General features: G+C 36.9%; 15 protein-coding genes. 4 read left to right on the top strand and 11 right to left on the bottom strand.

Annotation, left to right across the window (positions count from 1 at the left end; translation table 11 throughout):
• Positions 1-74: 74 nt before the first annotated feature.
• The 3 genes from dinB (at position 75) to LX80_RS11925 (ending at position 3,383) form a co-directional block, all read left to right on the top strand.
• Positions 75-1,223 (top strand): DNA polymerase IV, encoded by a 1,149-nt coding sequence (dinB, locus tag LX80_RS11935; RefSeq protein ID WP_111296750.1) that lies wholly within the window; start codon positions 75-77, stop codon positions 1,221-1,223.
• 110 nt (positions 1,224-1,333) lie between these two features.
• Positions 1,334-1,972, top strand: coding sequence for a peroxiredoxin (locus LX80_RS11930; RefSeq protein ID WP_111296748.1), 639 nt, complete (start codon positions 1,334-1,336; stop codon positions 1,970-1,972).
• 136 nt (positions 1,973-2,108) lie between these two features.
• Positions 2,109-3,383: a metal-dependent hydrolase family protein gene (locus tag LX80_RS11925; RefSeq protein WP_111296806.1), complete on the top strand. Its 1,275-nt coding sequence runs from the start codon at positions 2,109-2,111 to the stop codon at positions 3,381-3,383.
• 52 nt (positions 3,384-3,435) lie between these two features.
• On the opposite strand, the gene LX80_RS11920 is transcribed toward LX80_RS11925, so the two are convergent.
• The 5 genes from LX80_RS11920 to LX80_RS11900 form a co-directional block, all read right to left on the bottom strand.
• Positions 3,436-4,164 (bottom strand): LytR/AlgR family response regulator transcription factor, encoded by a 729-nt coding sequence (locus LX80_RS11920; protein WP_111296804.1) that lies wholly within the window; start codon positions 4,162-4,164, stop codon positions 3,436-3,438.
• A gap of 1 nt (position 4,165) precedes the next feature.
• Positions 4,166-5,218: a sensor histidine kinase gene (locus tag LX80_RS11915; protein ID WP_245898055.1), complete on the bottom strand. Its 1,053-nt coding sequence runs from the start codon at positions 5,216-5,218 to the stop codon at positions 4,166-4,168.
• Positions 5,219-5,225: 7 nt separating this feature from the next.
• Positions 5,226-5,582, bottom strand: coding sequence for a DUF4288 domain-containing protein (locus LX80_RS11910; RefSeq protein WP_111296743.1), 357 nt, complete (start codon positions 5,580-5,582; stop codon positions 5,226-5,228).
• Positions 5,583-5,669: 87 nt separating this feature from the next.
• Positions 5,670-6,623, bottom strand: coding sequence for an NAD-dependent epimerase/dehydratase family protein (locus tag LX80_RS11905; protein ID WP_111296741.1), 954 nt, complete (start codon positions 6,621-6,623; stop codon positions 5,670-5,672).
• A 34-nt stretch (positions 6,624-6,657) separates the two neighbouring features.
• Positions 6,658-7,404: a LiaF transmembrane domain-containing protein gene (locus LX80_RS11900; RefSeq protein ID WP_111296739.1), complete on the bottom strand. Its 747-nt coding sequence runs from the start codon at positions 7,402-7,404 to the stop codon at positions 6,658-6,660.
• Between the two features lie 155 nt (positions 7,405-7,559).
• Here LX80_RS11900 and LX80_RS11895 point away from each other — a divergent pair, with 155 nt between their 5' ends.
• Entirely contained in the window at positions 7,560-7,970 is a 411-nt protein-coding gene (locus LX80_RS11895) for a DUF4258 domain-containing protein (protein ID WP_170120453.1), read from the top strand.
• A 37-nt stretch (positions 7,971-8,007) separates the two neighbouring features.
• Here the strand turns inward: LX80_RS11895 and porZ are convergent, their stop codons facing one another.
• The 6 genes from porZ to LX80_RS11865 all read right to left on the bottom strand — a co-directional run bounded on the left by porZ (position 8,008) and on the right by LX80_RS11865 (position 17,674).
• Positions 8,008-10,335 (bottom strand): type IX secretion system anionic LPS delivery protein PorZ, encoded by a 2,328-nt coding sequence (porZ, locus tag LX80_RS11890; RefSeq protein WP_146250497.1) that lies wholly within the window; start codon positions 10,333-10,335, stop codon positions 8,008-8,010.
• A gap of 20 nt (positions 10,336-10,355) precedes the next feature.
• Positions 10,356-11,528, bottom strand: coding sequence for a hypothetical protein (locus LX80_RS11885; RefSeq protein WP_146250495.1), 1,173 nt, complete (start codon positions 11,526-11,528; stop codon positions 10,356-10,358).
• A 21-nt stretch (positions 11,529-11,549) separates the two neighbouring features.
• Positions 11,550-12,197, bottom strand: a complete 648-nt coding sequence (locus LX80_RS11880; protein WP_111296731.1) for an ATP-binding cassette domain-containing protein — start codon at positions 12,195-12,197, stop codon at positions 11,550-11,552.
• A 17-nt stretch (positions 12,198-12,214) separates the two neighbouring features.
• Positions 12,215-13,918 (bottom strand): DUF4836 family protein, encoded by a 1,704-nt coding sequence (locus LX80_RS11875; RefSeq protein ID WP_111296729.1) that lies wholly within the window; start codon positions 13,916-13,918, stop codon positions 12,215-12,217.
• 72 nt (positions 13,919-13,990) lie between these two features.
• The gene (locus LX80_RS11870; RefSeq protein ID WP_245898054.1) at positions 13,991-17,038 is read right to left on the bottom strand and encodes a glycoside hydrolase family 3 N-terminal domain-containing protein; all 3,048 of its coding nucleotides are present in this window, start codon (positions 17,036-17,038) and stop codon (positions 13,991-13,993) included.
• Between the two features lie 216 nt (positions 17,039-17,254).
• A complete protein-coding gene (locus tag LX80_RS11865; protein ID WP_111296727.1) occupies positions 17,255-17,674 on the bottom strand; it encodes a DUF5606 family protein in 420 nt (139 codons plus the stop codon).
• Positions 17,675-18,130: the final 456 nt, after the last annotated feature.

The raw sequence follows: 18,130 nt of genomic DNA, 5'->3' as shown, positions 1-18,130 counted from the left end.
AAGCAGAAAATGGGTGTTTGGTGAAAGGTTTCATTTATTCTTCTTTATCTCAGTAATTTAGTTGCTGTAATTATATGCATCAACCACAGCGTTATATTGCCCATTTTGATTTAGATTCCTTTTTTGTGAGTGTGGAAATACTTAAAAATCCTTCACTGCAAAACCAACCGGTTTTAGTGGGCGGAAGTCGTGAAAGAGGGGTGGTGGCTGCCTGTAGTTATGCCGCTCGAAAATTTGGTATTCATAGTGCCATGCCTATGAAGCAGGCTTTGCAGCTTTGTCCCAATGCCATTGTTATATTCGGGTCGTACAAAGATTACAGTTTTTTTTCCAATCGTGTTACGGAAATAATTGCCAATGCAGCACCGGCTTATCAAAAAGCCAGTATTGATGAGTTTTATATTGACTTAACAGGAATGGATACTTATTTTAATCCTTTGCAATGGACAATAGATTTACGCCAAAAAATTATTACTGCAACCGGTTTGCCAATTTCTTTTGGCTTAGCCAGCACTAAGTTAATTGCTAAAATTGCTACCGATGAAGCGAAGCCTAACGGATACCTATTTGTGCAACCCGGCCGCGAAAAAGAATTTCTTTCACCCTTGCCTGTACAAAAAATTCCCGGTGTTGGTAAACATACTTTGCCTATTTTACAACAAATGGGTATTCATACCATTCATGATATATTACAATTTGCACCCTCGCATTTAGAACAAAAGTTAGGTAAGTGGGGGCAAACTTTGCATACCATAGCCAATGGGCATTATGATTCGCCATTGCATGAAGCGCATGAAGCCAAATCAATTTCAACGGAACAAACTTTTTCGGAAAATACCACTGACCGGTTATTTTTAGAAAAGAAGTTGGTGCAGATGACGGAAAAAGTTGCCTATGAACTTAGACAGGATAAATTGTTTACTGCCTGTATTGCCGTTAAAATACGTTATGCCGATTTTACTACACAATCTAAACAAGTTACCATTCCGCTTACATTTTGTGATGATGAATTAATACCCGTAGCTAAGCAATTGTTGCACACATTGTATTCCGGTAAACAAGCTGTACGTTTACTGGGTGTTAGGCTAAGTAATTTGAATAAATATGGAAAGCCTCCCGATTTGTTTAATGCAACGCACACAAAAGCTAACTTATACCAAGCAATTGATGCTGTAAAAAACAAATATGGTAACTTTGCACTGCGAAAAGGAAGGAGTGTGTAATGTTAAATTTTTAGTACAATGGAAATAATACTCTACCAAATTAGTAGAGTAATTATCTTTGCACCTGATTCCCAAAAGTTGAATTTCTGAACCATTTAAATTTATAGTTTATGAGCTTACATTTAGGAGACACCGTTCCCAATTTCAAAGCAAAAACCTCAATTGGCGACATTGATTTTTATGAGTACTTAGGCGACAGCTGGGGTATTTTATTCTCACACCCCGCCGATTATACGCCGGTATGTACAACTGAATTAGGTAAAACTGCTTTATTAAAAGCTGAATTTGATAAGCGCAATACTAAGGTATTGGCTTTAAGCGTAGATGATGTGGAAAGCCACAAAAAATGGATTAATGACATTAATGAAACCCAGCACACGCATGTAGATTTTCCGATAATTGCTGATGAAGACAAGAAAATTGCTCAGTTGTTTGATATGATTCATCCCAATGCATCTGAAACACATACCGTGCGTTCTTTATTCATTATTGGTCCTGATAAAAAATTAAAACTTTACATTACTTATCCTGCTTCAACAGGCCGCAACTTTAATGAAGTTTTGCGTGTATTAGATTCATTACAATTAAGTGCAAAGTATCCTGTTGCAACTCCGGCCAACTGGAATCCCGGTGATGACGTGATTATTGGTTTAGGTGTAAGCACAGAAGAAGCACCTGCTAAATTTCCTAAAGGCGTTAAAGTAGTAAAACCTTATTTACGTTACACACCACAGCCTGATAAAGAATAATTTTTGTTTTCATTTTACTTGTTATGCTTGAGCCTCTGACTTTTCAGAGGCTTTTTCATTGCTAATTTATCAGTGCTTTTTAATGTTTGAACAATTTAATTTGCTTAACTTAACTGCTTCAACCAAACAAATTGTTATGAAAAAAATGCTACTCTTTGCCTTGTTATTTTATCAGGCAGCAAATGCACAAAAAACAATCATTTATTGCGGCAAATTAATTGATGTTAAAAATTTATCTGTACAGCAAGGTATGTCCGTTATTATACAATCCGATACAGTAGCGGACATACAAAAAGGTTATGTTGCACCGGCTTCAGGTGATAAAGTAATTGATTTAAAAAAATATACTGTAATGCCCGGTTTAATTGATGCGCATGTGCATTTGGAAAGCCAAACCAGTCCCGATGCAATGTTAAAGCGCTTAACCCAAAACCCCGCTGATATTGCCTTTCAGGCTGCGGTTTATGCTAAAACAACTTTAATGGCCGGCTTTACTACTGTACGCGATGTGGGTGGCAGTGGAGTAAATATCTCATTGCGCAATGCTATTAATAAGGGTGAAGTTATTGGCCCTCGTATTTTTACGGCAGGTTCTATTATTTCTACCACAGGCGGACACGGTGATCCCACCAACGGGTTAAGAGAAGATTTAATGATGTTGCCACAGTTAAATGAAAATGTGGTAAATGGTGATGATGAGTGCCGCAAAGCGGTTCGGCAACATTATAAAGATGGTGCAGATTTAATTAAGATTACCGCTACCGGAGGTGTATTAAGCCTTGAAAAGGATGGAGCAGGTGCTCAATTTACTGAAGATGAAATTAAAACCATTGTAGAAACTGCTAAAGATTATGGTATGCGGGTAGCTGCACATGCCCATGGTCCTGAAGGTATGAAAAGAGCTGTATTGGCCGGTGTTACCTCTATTGAACACGGTACTTACATGACACCTGAAATAATGGAGTTAATGAAAGAAAGAGGCACTTATTTAGTGCCTACAATTATAGCCGGAAAATCAGTAGCTGACTCTGCTGCAAAAATGCCGGGATATTTTCCACCCATTATTCGCGCCAAAGCTTTACAAATTGGAAGTGTAATACAAGGCACTTTTGCTAAAGCGTATAAAGCCGGTGTAAAAATTGCTTTTGGTACAGATGCAGGTGTGTACAACCATGGTAAAAACTGGATGGAATTTGGTTATATGCACGAAGCCGGTATGCCTGTTTTAGAATGTATTAAAGCAGCTACTGTTAATGCAGCCGATTTAATTGGCGATACCAAAATAGGTAGTTTGGAAAAAGGCAAGATGGCCGATGTGGTTGCTGTAGATGGTGATCCCGTTCAAGATGTGAAAGTTATGGGCAAAGTGGTTTTTGTAATGAAAGCCGGTAAAGTATATAAATCAGAATAATTCAACATTTTTTTCAAACGGAATGCTGTTTTACACAAATGGCATTCCGTTTTTATATTCCTAATACTGTTTTTAATCTACTATATCCTGTTTTGCTTACCTGTAATTGTTGTCCGGTATTTAATATGGCGGCATAATTTTCCTTTTCCAATAGCTCTATTTTGGTAATGAATTGCAGGTTTACAATGTATGATCGATGAATTCGGGCAAACTGCTGTTGGGGCAACATTTGCTCAAAATGCTGCATGGTTTTTTTCTTTAAAAATGTACCTTCTGTTGTAATAATTTTTACGTAATCATCGGCCGCTTCTAAAAAATGTATTTGTGATAATGGAATGATTTTTATTTTACTGCCGTCCTTTACTACAATGCGATTGGCAGGAAGTGTGGTATTGAATAAATTTTCAGGTAAAGAAGTTGTGTTATTATAATCGGAATTGTGCAAGGCTTTTTCAATGGCCTTGTGAAATCGTTCTTTACTAAAAGGTTTTAGCAAATAATCAATGGCATTTTGTTCAAATGCTTTTAAAGCATATTCGTCAAATGCAGTAGTAAAAATTACCGACGCTTTTGTTTCTACTAATTCTAACAATTCAAACCCGTTTATTTTCGGCATTTGTATATCTAAAAACAGTAAGTTGGGTTGGTATTGCTGAATGCTTTTAGCCGCTTCAAATCCATCACTGCACTCAGCTACAATTTCAATGCTAGGATATGCCTGTAAATATTCTTTTATAATACTGCGTGCTAAAGGCTCATCATCAATAATAATACATTTCATACTATGCATTTGTTGGTTTTAACGGTTGCGGAATTTGCAGTGTTACAGAAAACCGGCTATTGGTTTTATCAATTACTAATAAATCGTTGCGCCCAGATAATAACCACAATCTTCGCTTAATTGCACTTAAACCAAAGCCTGTTCCGCTAAGGGTATTAGCTGTTTCTGCATCATAGGGATTAGTAACAGTGATGATCAAATAATTTTTTTCAACTTTTGCCGAAATACTAATGGTTACTTCTCCAATAGTATCGTAAAGTCCAAATTTGATGGCATTTTCAACCAATGGTTGAATTAACAGTGAGGGAAGTACTAACGGTAGTGCATTTTCGTTAGATTGGATGTTGGTTAATAAACGATGGCCAAAGCGAACTTGTTCAATGGATAAGTATAAGCTTATGTAGGAAAGCTCTTCTTCTAATGTATTCCATTGTTCTTCTTTTCGAATAGTGCCTCTTAAAAATTCAGATAATTGTTGAATCATTACCCTGGCTTTTTCAGGCTGTACAGATGTTAAAGCACTAATTGAATTTAAACTATTGAATAAAAAATGGGGTTGTAATTGCTGGCGCAGTTTTGCCAATTCAGCTTCCTTAGCCAAATTGGTTAAATTTTCTTGTTGTGCTTCTTGTTGTTGTGCTTCTAATTGTATGTACCATATCATTCCAGCAAGTGTAATAGAACTCAACATTAAAAACCCGTATGCCCAGCGTATAAATAAGGTGCTTCTTAAAAGTTGCAAATAGGAAATGTTATTGGGAAATAATAGTTGTGCAATTATTTGTGCTGTAATAGCAGATGCTAAACTCAAAATAAGACTTGTAATAATGGTGTATCCATATTTTTCTTTCTTGGGCAAATAATAACGCATATTATTGATAACGATCCAACTGCTGGCGAATAACAACAAATTCTCCAATAAACTGTCGAAAGCTGCAACAAAAACGTTTAGGCCTGAAATAATTAAAATATTCCATTGCCATACTATCCAAAGCATCCACCAAATGGCGAGGGCTATAATACGGTTTTTGCCGTTGAAAAATGATTTAGTCACTTGCCGATTAAATTATCGTTTGAGTTAATAAAAGTTTTTCTTGAAGTTGGGCAGCCTTTTTTTGAGTAAAATACTCATAATTTTCTGCTTCGTCAATTTCCTTAATGCATGAACTTAATTCAATGCCGTCAGTAAGTTTTTCAATTTCAAATAAATCGGTAATGCCTAAGAATATCCATTGTACTAGCTGGTGGTTGTTATTAATAAACGTTTGTGCTTCTTCATTGCCCGTATTAATTGCTTTTTGAAGGGCAATATTTGCACTATTGGCATAAAACAACCTTATTTGTTCATCAAATTGCGGAATATGGTTACCATTGCCGCATTGTATTTTGAACACCATTTTAGCGATATAATATTTCATAAAAAAAGTTGTTTCAACGGTTTTATTAATTGTTTGTTTGCTTTTAACGGATATCCATTGGTGTATTTTTTCAGTACATTATTCCATTTATTTATTTGCCTTTAATGTATTGACTACCTCATTTACCGCGGCAAAATTGGTAGTGGGCACATATTCAAATGTTTTGATAAACTTGGTACTGTCAAAAAAATAATCTCTATCATACTGATAAGTCATTTCACTTAACTCTTTTATAATAGGAATAAATATGCCCAAAGTTTGAATAGCCCATTTGGGTAATACCTGCATTTTGGCCGGCACCTGCATAGCATGTGCAAACAGTTCAATCCACTCTTTTCCGGTAAGGGTTTGGTCTGATACAGGTAAATTCCAAATTTGGTTATACGCATTATTGGTATTGCCTAATAAAGCAGTGCCTTTCGCTAAATCAGGTGTATAACCCATGCTATGAATTACATTCGCATTGCAAATCCATTGTGCTTTTTTCCCTTTCAATAGATTTTGGTAAACCATTGTCATTAATAAACTTTTGTCAATTGTAGTACCAAAAAAATCGGGCGAACGTGCAATGATGGCTTGTAATTGTTGCTGTTCAATGGCATTGATTATCAGATTATCAACTTCTGCTCTAACTTTTCCTTTTTTACTAATTGGATGAATGGCTGAACGTTCAGTAATATGTTCTATTTGATTGGCATCTAACGCATACACATTATCAAAAAACACCAATTTACATTGGTACTGAAGGCAGGCATCAATTACATTTTTTATAAATGGCACCCATTGTTGTTGCCATACTTTTGTGTTATAGGCAAAGCCAATTAATACATATACAATACTGCTGCCTTCCACTGCTTTAAATACGGCTTCTCTGTTCAGCAGGTTGGCCGGCATCAGCTCATCTGTTGCATTTATTTTTTTGGGGTTACGAGCTACCAAGCGAATGTTTGATGTGTAATGTGGCAGTATTTTAGCAAGTTCGGTACCAATAGCGCCACCGGCGCCCAGAATAGTTTGTTTATGGTTGTTATTATGATTCATGCAGGTTAGTTTTAATTGTAACAAACGGTTATTACTAATAACTTTTAATTTCTATGCCGGCAAACACGGCAGATCCTTTTAGTGTAAGTATTTTACTGTCGTTATCCATGTTAATTGTGCTGAATTTTCTTTTATCATCTACACCATGAAATACGCCGTCCATTTCATTTTGTACTTTCCAGTTTTGAGGAACAATTAGTTTAACGCCACTGAAAACGGCTTCAATTTGTAAACAAGCAGCAGTTTGAATATCAGCTTGTGTACAATCTATTTCTACACCACCAAAAACACTATTGATTTTTCCCCCTAAAAAATTTTTGGAAATTACAGTATGCTGTATGCCACTAAAAATGGAATTAATATTGACGGCATCATCTTCATTAATTTGAACATTGGCAGGGCTGTTTACAGCATTAATATTTTGGTAATCTTGTTGCCATTTTTTTTTGCAACCTGAATGGTTTCGTTTGGGTTTTAAAATAAAAAATATACCTGCTAATATTAAAAATGTTGGCCAAAAATATTGGTGAAAGGCAGCAAAGGCAAACTCCTGTTCAACCAAGAAAAAGCTGCCGATTGCAATAAGGATTAGCCATCCAAAATTTTGAAACCGATTTTTTATGCCAATTAAAATGCCAATTACAATAAGCAGCATTTGCCAGGAGAATACCCATGCCGGTATGGGATAGCCCATTTTATAAGCTAACAATAAAAGCCCACCGACAATTAAAATTAAACCGGTGAATAATCTGCCATTGCTTCTGTTTTGTGACGGAATCATATTTTCTTGATTTAATCGGCACAAAACTATGCCGGCCTTTTACTGTGTACAATGGTTGTTAGGCAGACGGCAAATATTGGGCGGTGAGTGACCGAAATAAGGCGGCGAAATTTTAACAGGGTATGAAAAATTTTGGAATCGCACTAAATTTGGGCATGCATATTTTTACAAAATACCTGAAATGGGGGCTGATTTTGCTATTACTATGGGCTTGTAATAATCCCTCTCAACAGGGTGTTGTAACCGGTTCTGCTGCAAATACAAGTGTCAGTGTACCTTCTCAATTTAATCCTCATCCAAAATATATTCGATATTCAAGGCATGCCCGCTGCCGTATGGAGTGCAGACATATTACTGAGCAGGAAATTGCCGAAATAATTGCGCATGGGAAAATTGATTACCGGAAAAGTAATTTGCAGGCTGATGATTGCCATAAACGCTATGCTTTAGAAGGAATAACAGCGGAAAATCAATATTTGCGTGTTATAGTGGCTGAATGTAATGATGTATTAACAGTAATAACTTGTATTGATTTGCGTACGGAATGGCCTTGCAGTTGTAATTAACGGTGTTGTATTTGTTTTATTGAAGCATTTCATGCATCTACCTGCCACTGATGATCACAATCTTTGTAGCCAACTTTTCCTGACCTGTAACCTGATCACGTATCAATACCAAATAAATGCCACTGGCTACTTTTTCGCCCTTATAATTTAAACCATTCCAAACGGCTTGTCCTCCCAAGGCTTGTGTTTGATAAACCAATCGCCCTGATAAGTCGGCAATTTTTACTAAGGCATTTTCTGCCACACCTCTAATAGCAATAGTGCCTGTATAACCAGGTGGAACAGGATTGGGGAACACCAATACACTATCGTTGGTACTACTACCTTCTGTAGCAGTACCCCGGTAACTCATAATGCCGGTAAATGTGCTGATGAATACTTCACCGGTAGTGGGTTCTATGCTAATTTTTTGCACATTGTTATCGGGTAACGGAGAGTTACTGACGGTAAAGTGTTGAATAATTTTATCGCCTTCCGCTGAAACCAGCCATGCGCCATTGTTGGTACCTACCCATTTTCTATTTGCTCCATCCACTGCAATACATTGTACTTGTTGGCCTTGAAATAAATATCCTGCAAATTGGTCTTGTTGAATAACGGGCCATACGGCATCGCAAGGTTGTTGGAAATAATTGGCAGCGCATTGCACAACGCCTATGCCATTATCGGTACCTACCCATATAAATCCATTTTTATCTTTTGCTAAGCAGTAAACATTGTTGCTGGGAAGATTTCCCTTTCCTACGCCGGATTGTAACATTCGCCATTGGTCGTCATTGGTAGCGGTAATGCTGTTGCCATAGTTGTAACAAATGAGTCCATTGTTTTTAGGACTAACAATCCAAAGTTGATTCGCATCATCTATTACAATTTGGCTAACGGCATTTTCGGTTAAGCTAAAAGGGATAGCAAAGGCATTGAAGCTGCCATTATTTTGAAGTACTTGTAAATTTTGCGGTGCACCGTAATTGGCAATCCATAAATTATTGTTGGCATCAAAAGCTAAGCCACTAACACGATAACTGGTAGGGTCACCAATGGCGGGTTGTAGGGTAGAGTTACTTTGTTTAAAAATTTGAATGTTGTTGTTATTAATATGCACCAAGCCACCTCCGTAACTTCCTGCCCAAATGCTGCCATCTCTTTTGTCGGCAGCCAAAGTAATAAAATCAAGCGTACTATCTAAAATAGGTGTATTAAAAGCGCCAATATCACTCCAGGAACCATCCTGTAAAATATAAATACCGTTTCTGTTGTATTGGTAATTCCAAGCGGCATTTACGCTGCCGGCTGCAACATATAAAGTTTGATTATTAAAAACCATATCGCCACTGGCAGGTCCTAAAGGCCCATTAGGTATATATCGTTGATAGCTATTGTTGTTGAATGCAGAAAGTCCTCCATAATAATCTGCAATCCAGGTGGTATTGTTTACCATAATTGCGTCTTTCGGAAAGGATATAACGTTAGGAACAGCAATGGTATTAATAATGGTAGCAGTATTATTTAATGTTATTACCCTGCTATTGCCGGTTGCTGTTCGTTGACACACTAATAAGTTATTGCCTGCAGGTTCAATTTTCGTAATAGGCCAATTGGAATCATTGTACCATAATGACCAATTGTTATTTTGTAAAACATAAATACTGTTTTGAATTTGCGCGTACAACGTATTGTTGGCCGCTATTACATTATTAACCGGTAAGGCAGGAAGTCCATTGGTGCCGCTGATATTGTTCCAATTGCTGTAATTGGCTAAGTTTAGCCCAATAGCCGGTGCTGTTTTTAACCCTTCATCCGTAGCGGCATAAAATTGTTGATTGAATAATAAACATGCGTTAATGTTTACTTGATTTCCATTATTGCCAATAATCCAAGTGTCTTTAATATCATAGCTTTGCAAATTGGCCACTATAATGCCCAATCCTGAGGAAAGATAGGCTAATCCTGCATTGCAGAATATACTGTTAATGCTTTTATTGCCACTAATATTGCTTCTTAAAATATCGCTGATATTGGTAACGATACTGCCTTTCAGTACATCTACATTGCTGTTATTATAGGCAATAACCAATTGTTGCGTTGTATTATCCCACCCAATAGTGCTAACACCTACATCATTCAGTCCTGTAACCTTGCTGTAACGTTCAACATTCTGTTCTGCATCAATACTAAAAACATTATTTTGAGTGGCGCAATACAGTTTATTTCCCTGTACAACTGTTGTGGTGTTTTGATAGTTAAAGTGTTCACGCCAATAACCAATGGGTTGTAAATTACTTTGTGCCGTAATAGCAGTAGCTATAGCAAATAAGCTGTAAACAAGGAAACTTAAGCGCAAAAAATATTTAAAATATTGCCGCATGGCGTTAAAGCTAAGTAATGTTATAAGTTTTCTTTCTGAATGTATCGTTGAATTGTGGTATAATTCACTACCCACAAAATTAGCAGAAACAATAACGCTGTGGCAAAAGTGTAAATAGAAAGCATAGGGTTAATAAACATGTAAAGCTTTTGCAAACGTAAAGCCACCAGGTATTGAATAATTGCTACAATAATTAAAGTACCAATAATAATCAATACATTGGGCGGAAAAAATCGGTGCATTAAAAATTTTCTTAACTGTTTAGGGGCCGCACCTAAAGTAACAAGCAATTGTATTTCCTCTTTACACGAAGCAATGGTTAATTGAATAAATAAGGAAAAAATGAGTAAGGCAAACAACAATAAAATACCGCCGGTTACGCCACTAATTTGTACAACAACATTTACAATTTGACGGTATTTGCTAAAGCGTGTTTTGTCGGCATCAGTAGTAAGTTGATGGTCTTTTAAGTATTGCACCAAAGCGGGATTGCCCGGGTCTTTGGTACGAATAACTACTCTTGAAGGTTGCGCATTATTCAGTGTGCCATAGTTGTTGTTGGCCCATTGCATGAATGATTCCGGTACCAATAATGAAGTAATTCTATCGCTAAAGCCTACTACTTTTCCTTTTAAAGAAACAACCCCATTCGGCGTTTGTATATTCACTTTAAAAATGATCATTTTCACAATCTCTTGTGTGAGTTGCGGCAAATTCTGCGATAGTGAAAACTGAAAATTATAAAAGTCCAGAAATAGGTTAGGCGCAATCATGGGAACAATATCATTGCCGGGTTGCCATTGCCATTGTGTGCTATCCACATCAATAAAAGCAGCAGGCACACTTTCAAATGAGATGTCGGTATAAAATGGGAATTGACTGCTGAAACTTTCAATGGATGCTTTAAATCTGCTGGGGGTTAAAATGCCTACTGCATCTACAAAAGGCTGTTTTTTTAAATCATCAATAGCTGTAGCAGATAAGGTAGTGTTGCCATAATTGGCATTGGTTAATTGTTTGTTTACCACCAAAAAATTGGCAATACTGTCTTGATTGCTTTTGCTGTGCAATAAGTCGTGATAATTAGCCTGTAATTGAACAGCTGAAAGTATTAACAACAAGGCAACGGAAAGTCCCATGATTGCTAAAATCAGTCGTATTCTTCCTGAAGCGGTTTTAATAATTTTTTTCAATATGTTATTCCAGGCCTGCAATTATAACACTAAATTTTGGTGGTAAGTAAAATAATGATCATCATCTAAATCGGTTAATATAAAACCTGCATTTCTTTTATTGCATTCTTCCGTAATCAGTGCTGCTGCTTTTCGGGTATTTTCTTGGTCAAGATGACTGAAGGGTTCATCCATCAACAGCCATTCAAAAGGTTGCATTAATGCCCGAATAATGGCAATACGTTGTTGTTCCCCATAACTGCAAATGCCTGCCCGTTGGTGTAATATTTTCGTAATGCCCAATTGTTCAGCCATTTCTTTAATGGTAGATTCCGGATAGAGTGGCTGTTGCATCACTCTTTTTAGTTCAATATTTTCCCGGGCTGTTAGGTTGGGAAATAAACGTAAATCCTGAAAAACAATGCTTATTTTTTGTTGGCGATGTTGTGCCAGCTGCGCAGGTGTAAAATTTTGTATATCAGTATCTCCCCAAAAAATGTTGCCTTCATAGTCATTGCGTAAATGGTATAAAAAATGAATGAAGGTAGTTTTGCCGGTACCACTGGCTGCTTTTATCTTAACCCTTGTTCCGGGTAAAAAAGTAATTCCCTTCAACCAAATATCACTTTGCCTATTTAATAAATTGGGCTTTAGGGGTATGGGTACCACTTGCTGAATTTGTAACTGCATTGCATTAATGGTTCAAATTATAAACTACCAAGGCGTGAGGAAAACGGAACATTGAAAATAGATTCCGGATTACCTTTCCCATCTTGCTTGCGTGCTGCTCTGTTCTTTTGCATTTGATCAGAAATGTAAGGGAATAATTGCAGCATGCTTACCAAACTATTTTGCGATTCATTTTGCATGCGTAATACAAAATTGCTTGAAGTATTTGTGCCATTAAATGGTTCTGATTTTATAACGATGTCTTTGAAGGTATGATGAATCAATTCATTTGAACTGCTACTGTCGGTTGCAAATTCGTCAATTATTTTTCCAATATCGCTGTACATGAATGTATTGGTATTTTGCATTTGTTGCAAAACATTGTCACTCAAAGGTGCAGGCGCATTGTTATTATTATAAGCAACCAGCAATGCACTATCGTTGGTAATAATCATGTTTTTATTATTCGCAAAAAGTATTAAATGCATATCCCGCATCAACTTGCCCGATTGGTAAGTGTCTTTTTCTTTTGTTATGAATCCCATTTCGGCAATTTTATCCATAATGCTATGAAAGCTACTGTCATTACCAATGGCCATGTTCAACAAATATTTACCCCATTGATTATTGTTTTGTGCATAGTTTTTAGGGTTAATATCAGATATTACCAATGCCATATCACCTGAAAAGGCATTGTAAACAGCATCCGATGGAATGCCTGATTTGTCTAAAAATCCATTCACCAACGGTGCTACATCTAATTGCTGTAAAATGCCATTGATAATTTTCGGATTAAATGCCATAAGCATGGCAAAATCAATGTTTTTTGAGGGATAATGTTCTATGAGTTTTGTATTAACCTTGCCGCTTTTGTATGCTTGTAAAATAGCTTTCATTAATTTGTTGGGATAGAAATTGGTATTAGCTGCTACTTTACCTTTTTCAAAATTAAAAGTACCGGTAGTAATATTGTTGTTCAACAATTCAGCTAATTTAGGCAACTGCAGCATGCCCATATTTAATGTGCTAAGTGCATTTGTGCTATTTGTATAAAAATATCCGTCAGCCGATTGTTTGAATAAATCCTTCACTAACGGTACTACACTTATTGATGCACTATTGCTTTCCGTATAATAGCGATTCACTTCTTTTTTCAATTCATCAACCTGGCTAATATTATCTGTTTCATTTACCCGCATAATGCTATCGGGAAATAAGCCTCTGGGTTGTTCGGTATAATCTTGCATGGTAAGGATGGCATTTTCCTTGTTCCATGAAATAATGCCTTTGCCATCCATTTGTATAAAGGCATATTCCTTTTCTTTATGAATATCGCGGCCCTTTAAATAATCAATTTGTGTTAAATAGGCACTTAATTTACTGCTATCATTTATGCCAATAATCATGCTTAAAAAGTTGCTGTATGATTTGTTGGCATATACCTTAGTGGTCTTAAAAATCATTACCCTATTGGTAAAATTAATACCGGCCTTTTGTAATAGCTGGTACTGATGTACTAATTCACTATTGCCTGTATCTTTTTTTATGAGTTGTTGTATCACAGAATCTATGGAAATACCTGCGGTAGTTAGTTTGGTATTTATTTGATCATTATTAATACAAATTACGGTAGATGCATCATTAGGAATGAGGCGTAATTCTTTGGGCATTTTAGAGGAACAGGCTGCGAGCATACAAATGCCTGCCAATAAAATACCATAATAAAAAGGTTTGCGTTGCATGGAAGTATTTTTAGCAGTGGTTGATGGAAGTATTTAAATCATAATTTCCATAAATGTAAACAATTTATCTTATTACTGTATGGCCTTGTACAATACTTCCTGAATATTAGGCCGTATGTGCAGGTTAAACAGCAGGTTATTATTTCGTGTAGGGTCAACATGGTTACTCAGAAAAATGTACACCAAGTTGTATTGTGGGTCAACCCATACACAGGTGCCTGTAAAGCCGGTGTGGCCAAAAGTTAGTGGTGAGGCACTTTTGCAAGGATACGGATCTTTGGAATTGGCATTGTTTTTTTCCGGTTTGTCAAATCCTAATCCACGACGACTGATATTGCTGTTATAGGCGGTAAATTCATTCACAACTTTTTCCGATAAATATCGCTTCCCATTCATGGTACCTTTATTCAACAGCATTTGGTACAATTGGGCTAAATCATATGCATTGCTGAATAAACCGGCATGCCCTGCTACGCCACCCAACATTGCAGCACCTTCATCATGCACATCGCCCCACATTTGCTGGTTTCGAAAATGTGTTTCTATTTCTGTAGGAGCAATTTGGTCTAAAGGAATTTTTTTGCGAGGTGAAAATGTAGTTGATGTCATTTTCAAAGGTTCATAAAACTGTTCGCTCACATATTCATTAAGGGGTTTTCCGGTAACTGCTTCCACCACTTTAGCCAACAGAATAAAGTCATTGTCACTGTACACATAATGTCCGTGCGGCAATAACTTACTTTTCATAATACGTTGCATAATGGTGTCTTCCCAATCGTTTCTAAGGTAGAGATTTTCTGCAACCCTTATTTGGTGTTGCGCATCTTTTTGTGTAGCAAAGTATTGTGGTAAAGGCCTGCCCGTTACGGAATCAATGGTTTCTTTATAAAAACTGATGAATGGTACCAGACCGGCCTGATGTAATAATATATCTTTCAATACCAAACCTGCTTTATTGGTGCCTTTTGCCTGGGGCAAATATTCGCCTAACGTTTTTTGAATGTCAATTTTTCCTTCATCTACTAATTTCATAACAGCTACAGTAGTGGCTGAAATTTTAGTGACTGAGGCCAAATCGTAAACTGTTTGTAAGGTTACCGGAATTTGTTGATCAGGGTTTAAATAGCCAAAGGCCTTATTATATACCACTTTTCCATTGCGTGCAGCCAATACTTCACAACCGGGATAGGCACCTTTATCTACGCCTTCTTGTGCAATACTGTCAATTTGTAATAAGGTTGTAGCATTCATTCCTGCTAATTCCGGATTTGTTTTTGGAAACCAACTGTTGTACTGCAATCCGGTACCGTAAGGTAAATTTGTACAAACCGAAACAGGTAATGTTCCCTTTGCTGTTAAACTATCAGTCAACCATTTGTAAACAGCCATTTGGGTATCATGGGTATCTTCATTAGCAGAAACTAAATTGGGTGCACTGCATACATTGCTAATTGCATAAGGATTACCAAATGTAATGATGATGGCATTGGGCAATTGCTGCAATTGTTGCAGTAAATAAACCGAGGGAGCATCAATGCCAAAATTATTGGCAGGGCGGCGACTATAATTGTGCAAACCAACCAGCACTATATCATACTGATTGGCTGTAATGCTTTGCAATAAACGATTGGCAGTAACAGAGTCTGATTTTGCAAAAGGTTCCTGACTATTCAAATTATCCATTACTTCATTACCCATTTTTGCTTTATTGGCAAAACTAAATATACGGGTGCCATAATTATTTTGTAATTGTTGTGCAATAAACGGTATTCCATTGGCGCCAATAGAAACGTAAGCTATTTTTTTTGTTGAGCGTACCGGAATTAAGGCATTGTTGTTTAAGGAAACTACGGTAAGGGCTTGTTGGGCTAAAGTTTCGTTTAGTTGGGCAGTCTTACTATTTAAGTCGTTTACCAGATTAGTAGTATCAATAGGCGTAAATTTCGCTAAGCCCATGTTGTATTTAACCAATAAAACTTTTTTCACTCTTGCATTAATATCGTCCCAGCTTAGTTTCTTGTCTTTAATGGCTTGTAAAATCAGTTGAATACTGCCGGGCACATCGCCGGGTAAGCACAACATATCATTGCCGGCAATTAATGATTGCAGTGCAGCTTGTCCGGCAGGAAAAAATTTAGCAATACCCTGCATTTCCAATGCATCGGTAAAAGTAATACCCTTGAAGCCAAGTTGGTTTTTCAGTAAACCTGTTACTGCATTTTTTGATATTGAGGTGGCAAGGTGCTCAGTGGTATCAATAGCAGGAACAAATAAGTGCCCCATCATAACACTTCCCACACCTGCTTTTATCAATGCTTTAAATGGGTAAAGCTCTAATGAATCTAACTGAGCCATGCTTTTATTAATAACGGGCAGGTCTTTGTGTGAGTCAACAGCTACATCACCATGTCCGGGAAAATGTTTGGCACAAGCCATAATGTTTTCGCTTTGCATACCCTGCATAATGGCCGTACCGTATAATGCTACTTTGTATTTATCTTCTCCAAAACTTCTATCGTTAATCACCGGATTTTGCGGGTTATTATTAATATCCACTACGGGTGCATAATTTACCTGAATGCCCATGCGTTTGCATTGTTCGCCAATAGCTCTTCCTACTGTGTACATTAAAGGTGCATTATCGCTAATGGCACCCAATAATAATTGTCGTGGAAAAGGTATTACACTATCCAAGCGCATGCCCAGTCCCCATTCGCCATCAATACAAATCATTAATGGGGTTTTTGCAATACTTTGATAGTAATTGGTTAATAAGGCTTGTCTTACCGGTCCGCCCTGAAAAAAACATAAACCCCCTACATGGTATTGTTGTACCAATTGTGTAACAGCTTGTAGGTGTTCTTCCCCCAAATTACTATGGGCACGTACAATCATTAGTTGGGCAATACGGTCGGCTTTGCTCATTTTTTTAAATGTATGGTTTACCCATTTGTCAGCCGCTTTTGAATGTTTATAAAAGTCTTGTGCCTGAATAGTTTTCGTGGAAAACATTAGTGCACTTAATAACATACATAAATAACCTGCAAAGCGTGGTGATTTTGAGTGCTGTGTGTTGAATTGTGCATTGCCGGAAAATGAAATAAGATTGAAAGACTTCATTACAAAATTTATTTTATTGAAACATTTAGGCATAAGTTCAACGATTGAATTAGGTTAAATGCTGCATGTTGCTGATTCAATGCATAACCAATAGGTACAGCACAAATTAAGAAAAACAGGCAAAAAGCCGAATTTTTTTGCAGGAATATACAGGAGTGGTAAAAAAAACGCCATACCCAAAGGGTACAGCGTTATGGAAAGATTTATGATGAAACATTAACCTTCGTTAGAAGCTTCGGTAGCTTCAGCATCGTCAGGCAGTTCAAACGGAATATCGTTTTGTTTGATAATGCCGTACCAGCGTACCATTTTTTTCATATCGCTGGCATAAACACGGTCAAAATCCATTTCCGGATAAACCTTTTTAAAATAATCTTTAATGGCTTTGGGATCTTTTTCGGAAGGAATGACTTCACTGCTTTTATCCATTGCTTTAAACACATCAACCAGGTTCACATTTTCGCGAATGGTGAATATTTCAATACTTTCAATGTGTGAAAATTGGTGTTTACGGCTGCTGACGAATTTGGTGGTATTGTCTTCTAATGAGCGAACAATGGCACCGTCGGTTTTACTGCCCACCAGCTCATAAAGACCACTCATGCCCGAAATAGCAATTAACTTTCTATATTCCATACTTCCATTTTTATTGGCTGCAAAGTAAAGGGAAAGATGCAAAAACAATGATAAACATTTTTTATAAATGCATGAACTTTCGTGTAAACCACTGCTTTTCAATAGTTTCTACATCGGGAGAATACCTTACCTAATGCCTGCCGTTAAGGGGTAATGAATACTGCAAATATGACAGCAGGCAAATTCGATATTTCTCCCCATCAACAGCGTTGCACAACGCTGTTGAGTCGAATCAGTCTCGAGTCAGGTTCGACTCAGATTGGGTTAAAGAGATGTGACAAGCTGGCGGAATTTTGGTGGTATTAGTTAGGATCCCTATATTTTACCCTAAAAATGTTAATCACCTTTTATATAATTGCTTTTTTTCTTTGTCGCCTCCCTCAAAAACTTTAATTTCAATCACCTATCAAGTACTATTTGTTGAAGGATAGTCCATTGTATTGCTTAGCCATTTAA

The sequence above is a fragment of the Hydrotalea sandarakina genome (genome assembly GCF_003254115.1).
Taxonomy (GTDB): domain Bacteria; phylum Bacteroidota; class Bacteroidia; order Chitinophagales; family Chitinophagaceae; genus Hydrotalea; species Hydrotalea sandarakina.
The sequence above is the reverse complement of the archived record's forward strand: the minus strand, read 5'-3'. Positions and strand labels throughout refer to the sequence as shown.

Bases quoted from the DNA above. Each gene is read 5' to 3' on its own strand.
- dinB (WP_111296750.1), top strand. From the start codon at position 75: ATGCATCAACCACAGCGTTATATTGCCCATTTTGATTTAGATTCCTTT.
- LX80_RS11930 (WP_111296748.1), top strand. From the start codon at position 1,334: ATGAGCTTACATTTAGGAGACACCGTTCCCAATTTCAAAGCAAAAACC.
- LX80_RS11925 (WP_111296806.1), top strand. From the start codon at position 2,109: ATGAAAAAAATGCTACTCTTTGCCTTGTTATTTTATCAGGCAGCAAAT.
- LX80_RS11920 (WP_111296804.1), bottom strand. From the start codon at position 4,164: ATGAAATGTATTATTATTGATGATGAGCCTTTAGCACGCAGTATTATA.
- LX80_RS11910 (WP_111296743.1), bottom strand. From the start codon at position 5,582: ATGAAATATTATATCGCTAAAATGGTGTTCAAAATACAATGCGGCAAT.
- LX80_RS11905 (WP_111296741.1), bottom strand. From the start codon at position 6,623: ATGAATCATAATAACAACCATAAACAAACTATTCTGGGCGCCGGTGGC.
- LX80_RS11900 (WP_111296739.1), bottom strand. From the start codon at position 7,404: ATGATTCCGTCACAAAACAGAAGCAATGGCAGATTATTCACCGGTTTA.
- LX80_RS11895 (WP_170120453.1), top strand. From the start codon at position 7,560: ATGCATATTTTTACAAAATACCTGAAATGGGGGCTGATTTTGCTATTA.
- porZ (WP_146250497.1), bottom strand. From the start codon at position 10,335: ATGCGGCAATATTTTAAATATTTTTTGCGCTTAAGTTTCCTTGTTTAC.
- LX80_RS11880 (WP_111296731.1), bottom strand. From the start codon at position 12,197: ATGCAGTTACAAATTCAGCAAGTGGTACCCATACCCCTAAAGCCCAAT.
- LX80_RS11875 (WP_111296729.1), bottom strand. From the start codon at position 13,918: ATGCAACGCAAACCTTTTTATTATGGTATTTTATTGGCAGGCATTTGT.
- LX80_RS11870 (WP_245898054.1), bottom strand. From the start codon at position 17,038: ATGAAGTCTTTCAATCTTATTTCATTTTCCGGCAATGCACAATTCAAC.
- LX80_RS11865 (WP_111296727.1), bottom strand. From the start codon at position 17,674: ATGGAATATAGAAAGTTAATTGCTATTTCGGGCATGAGTGGTCTTTAT.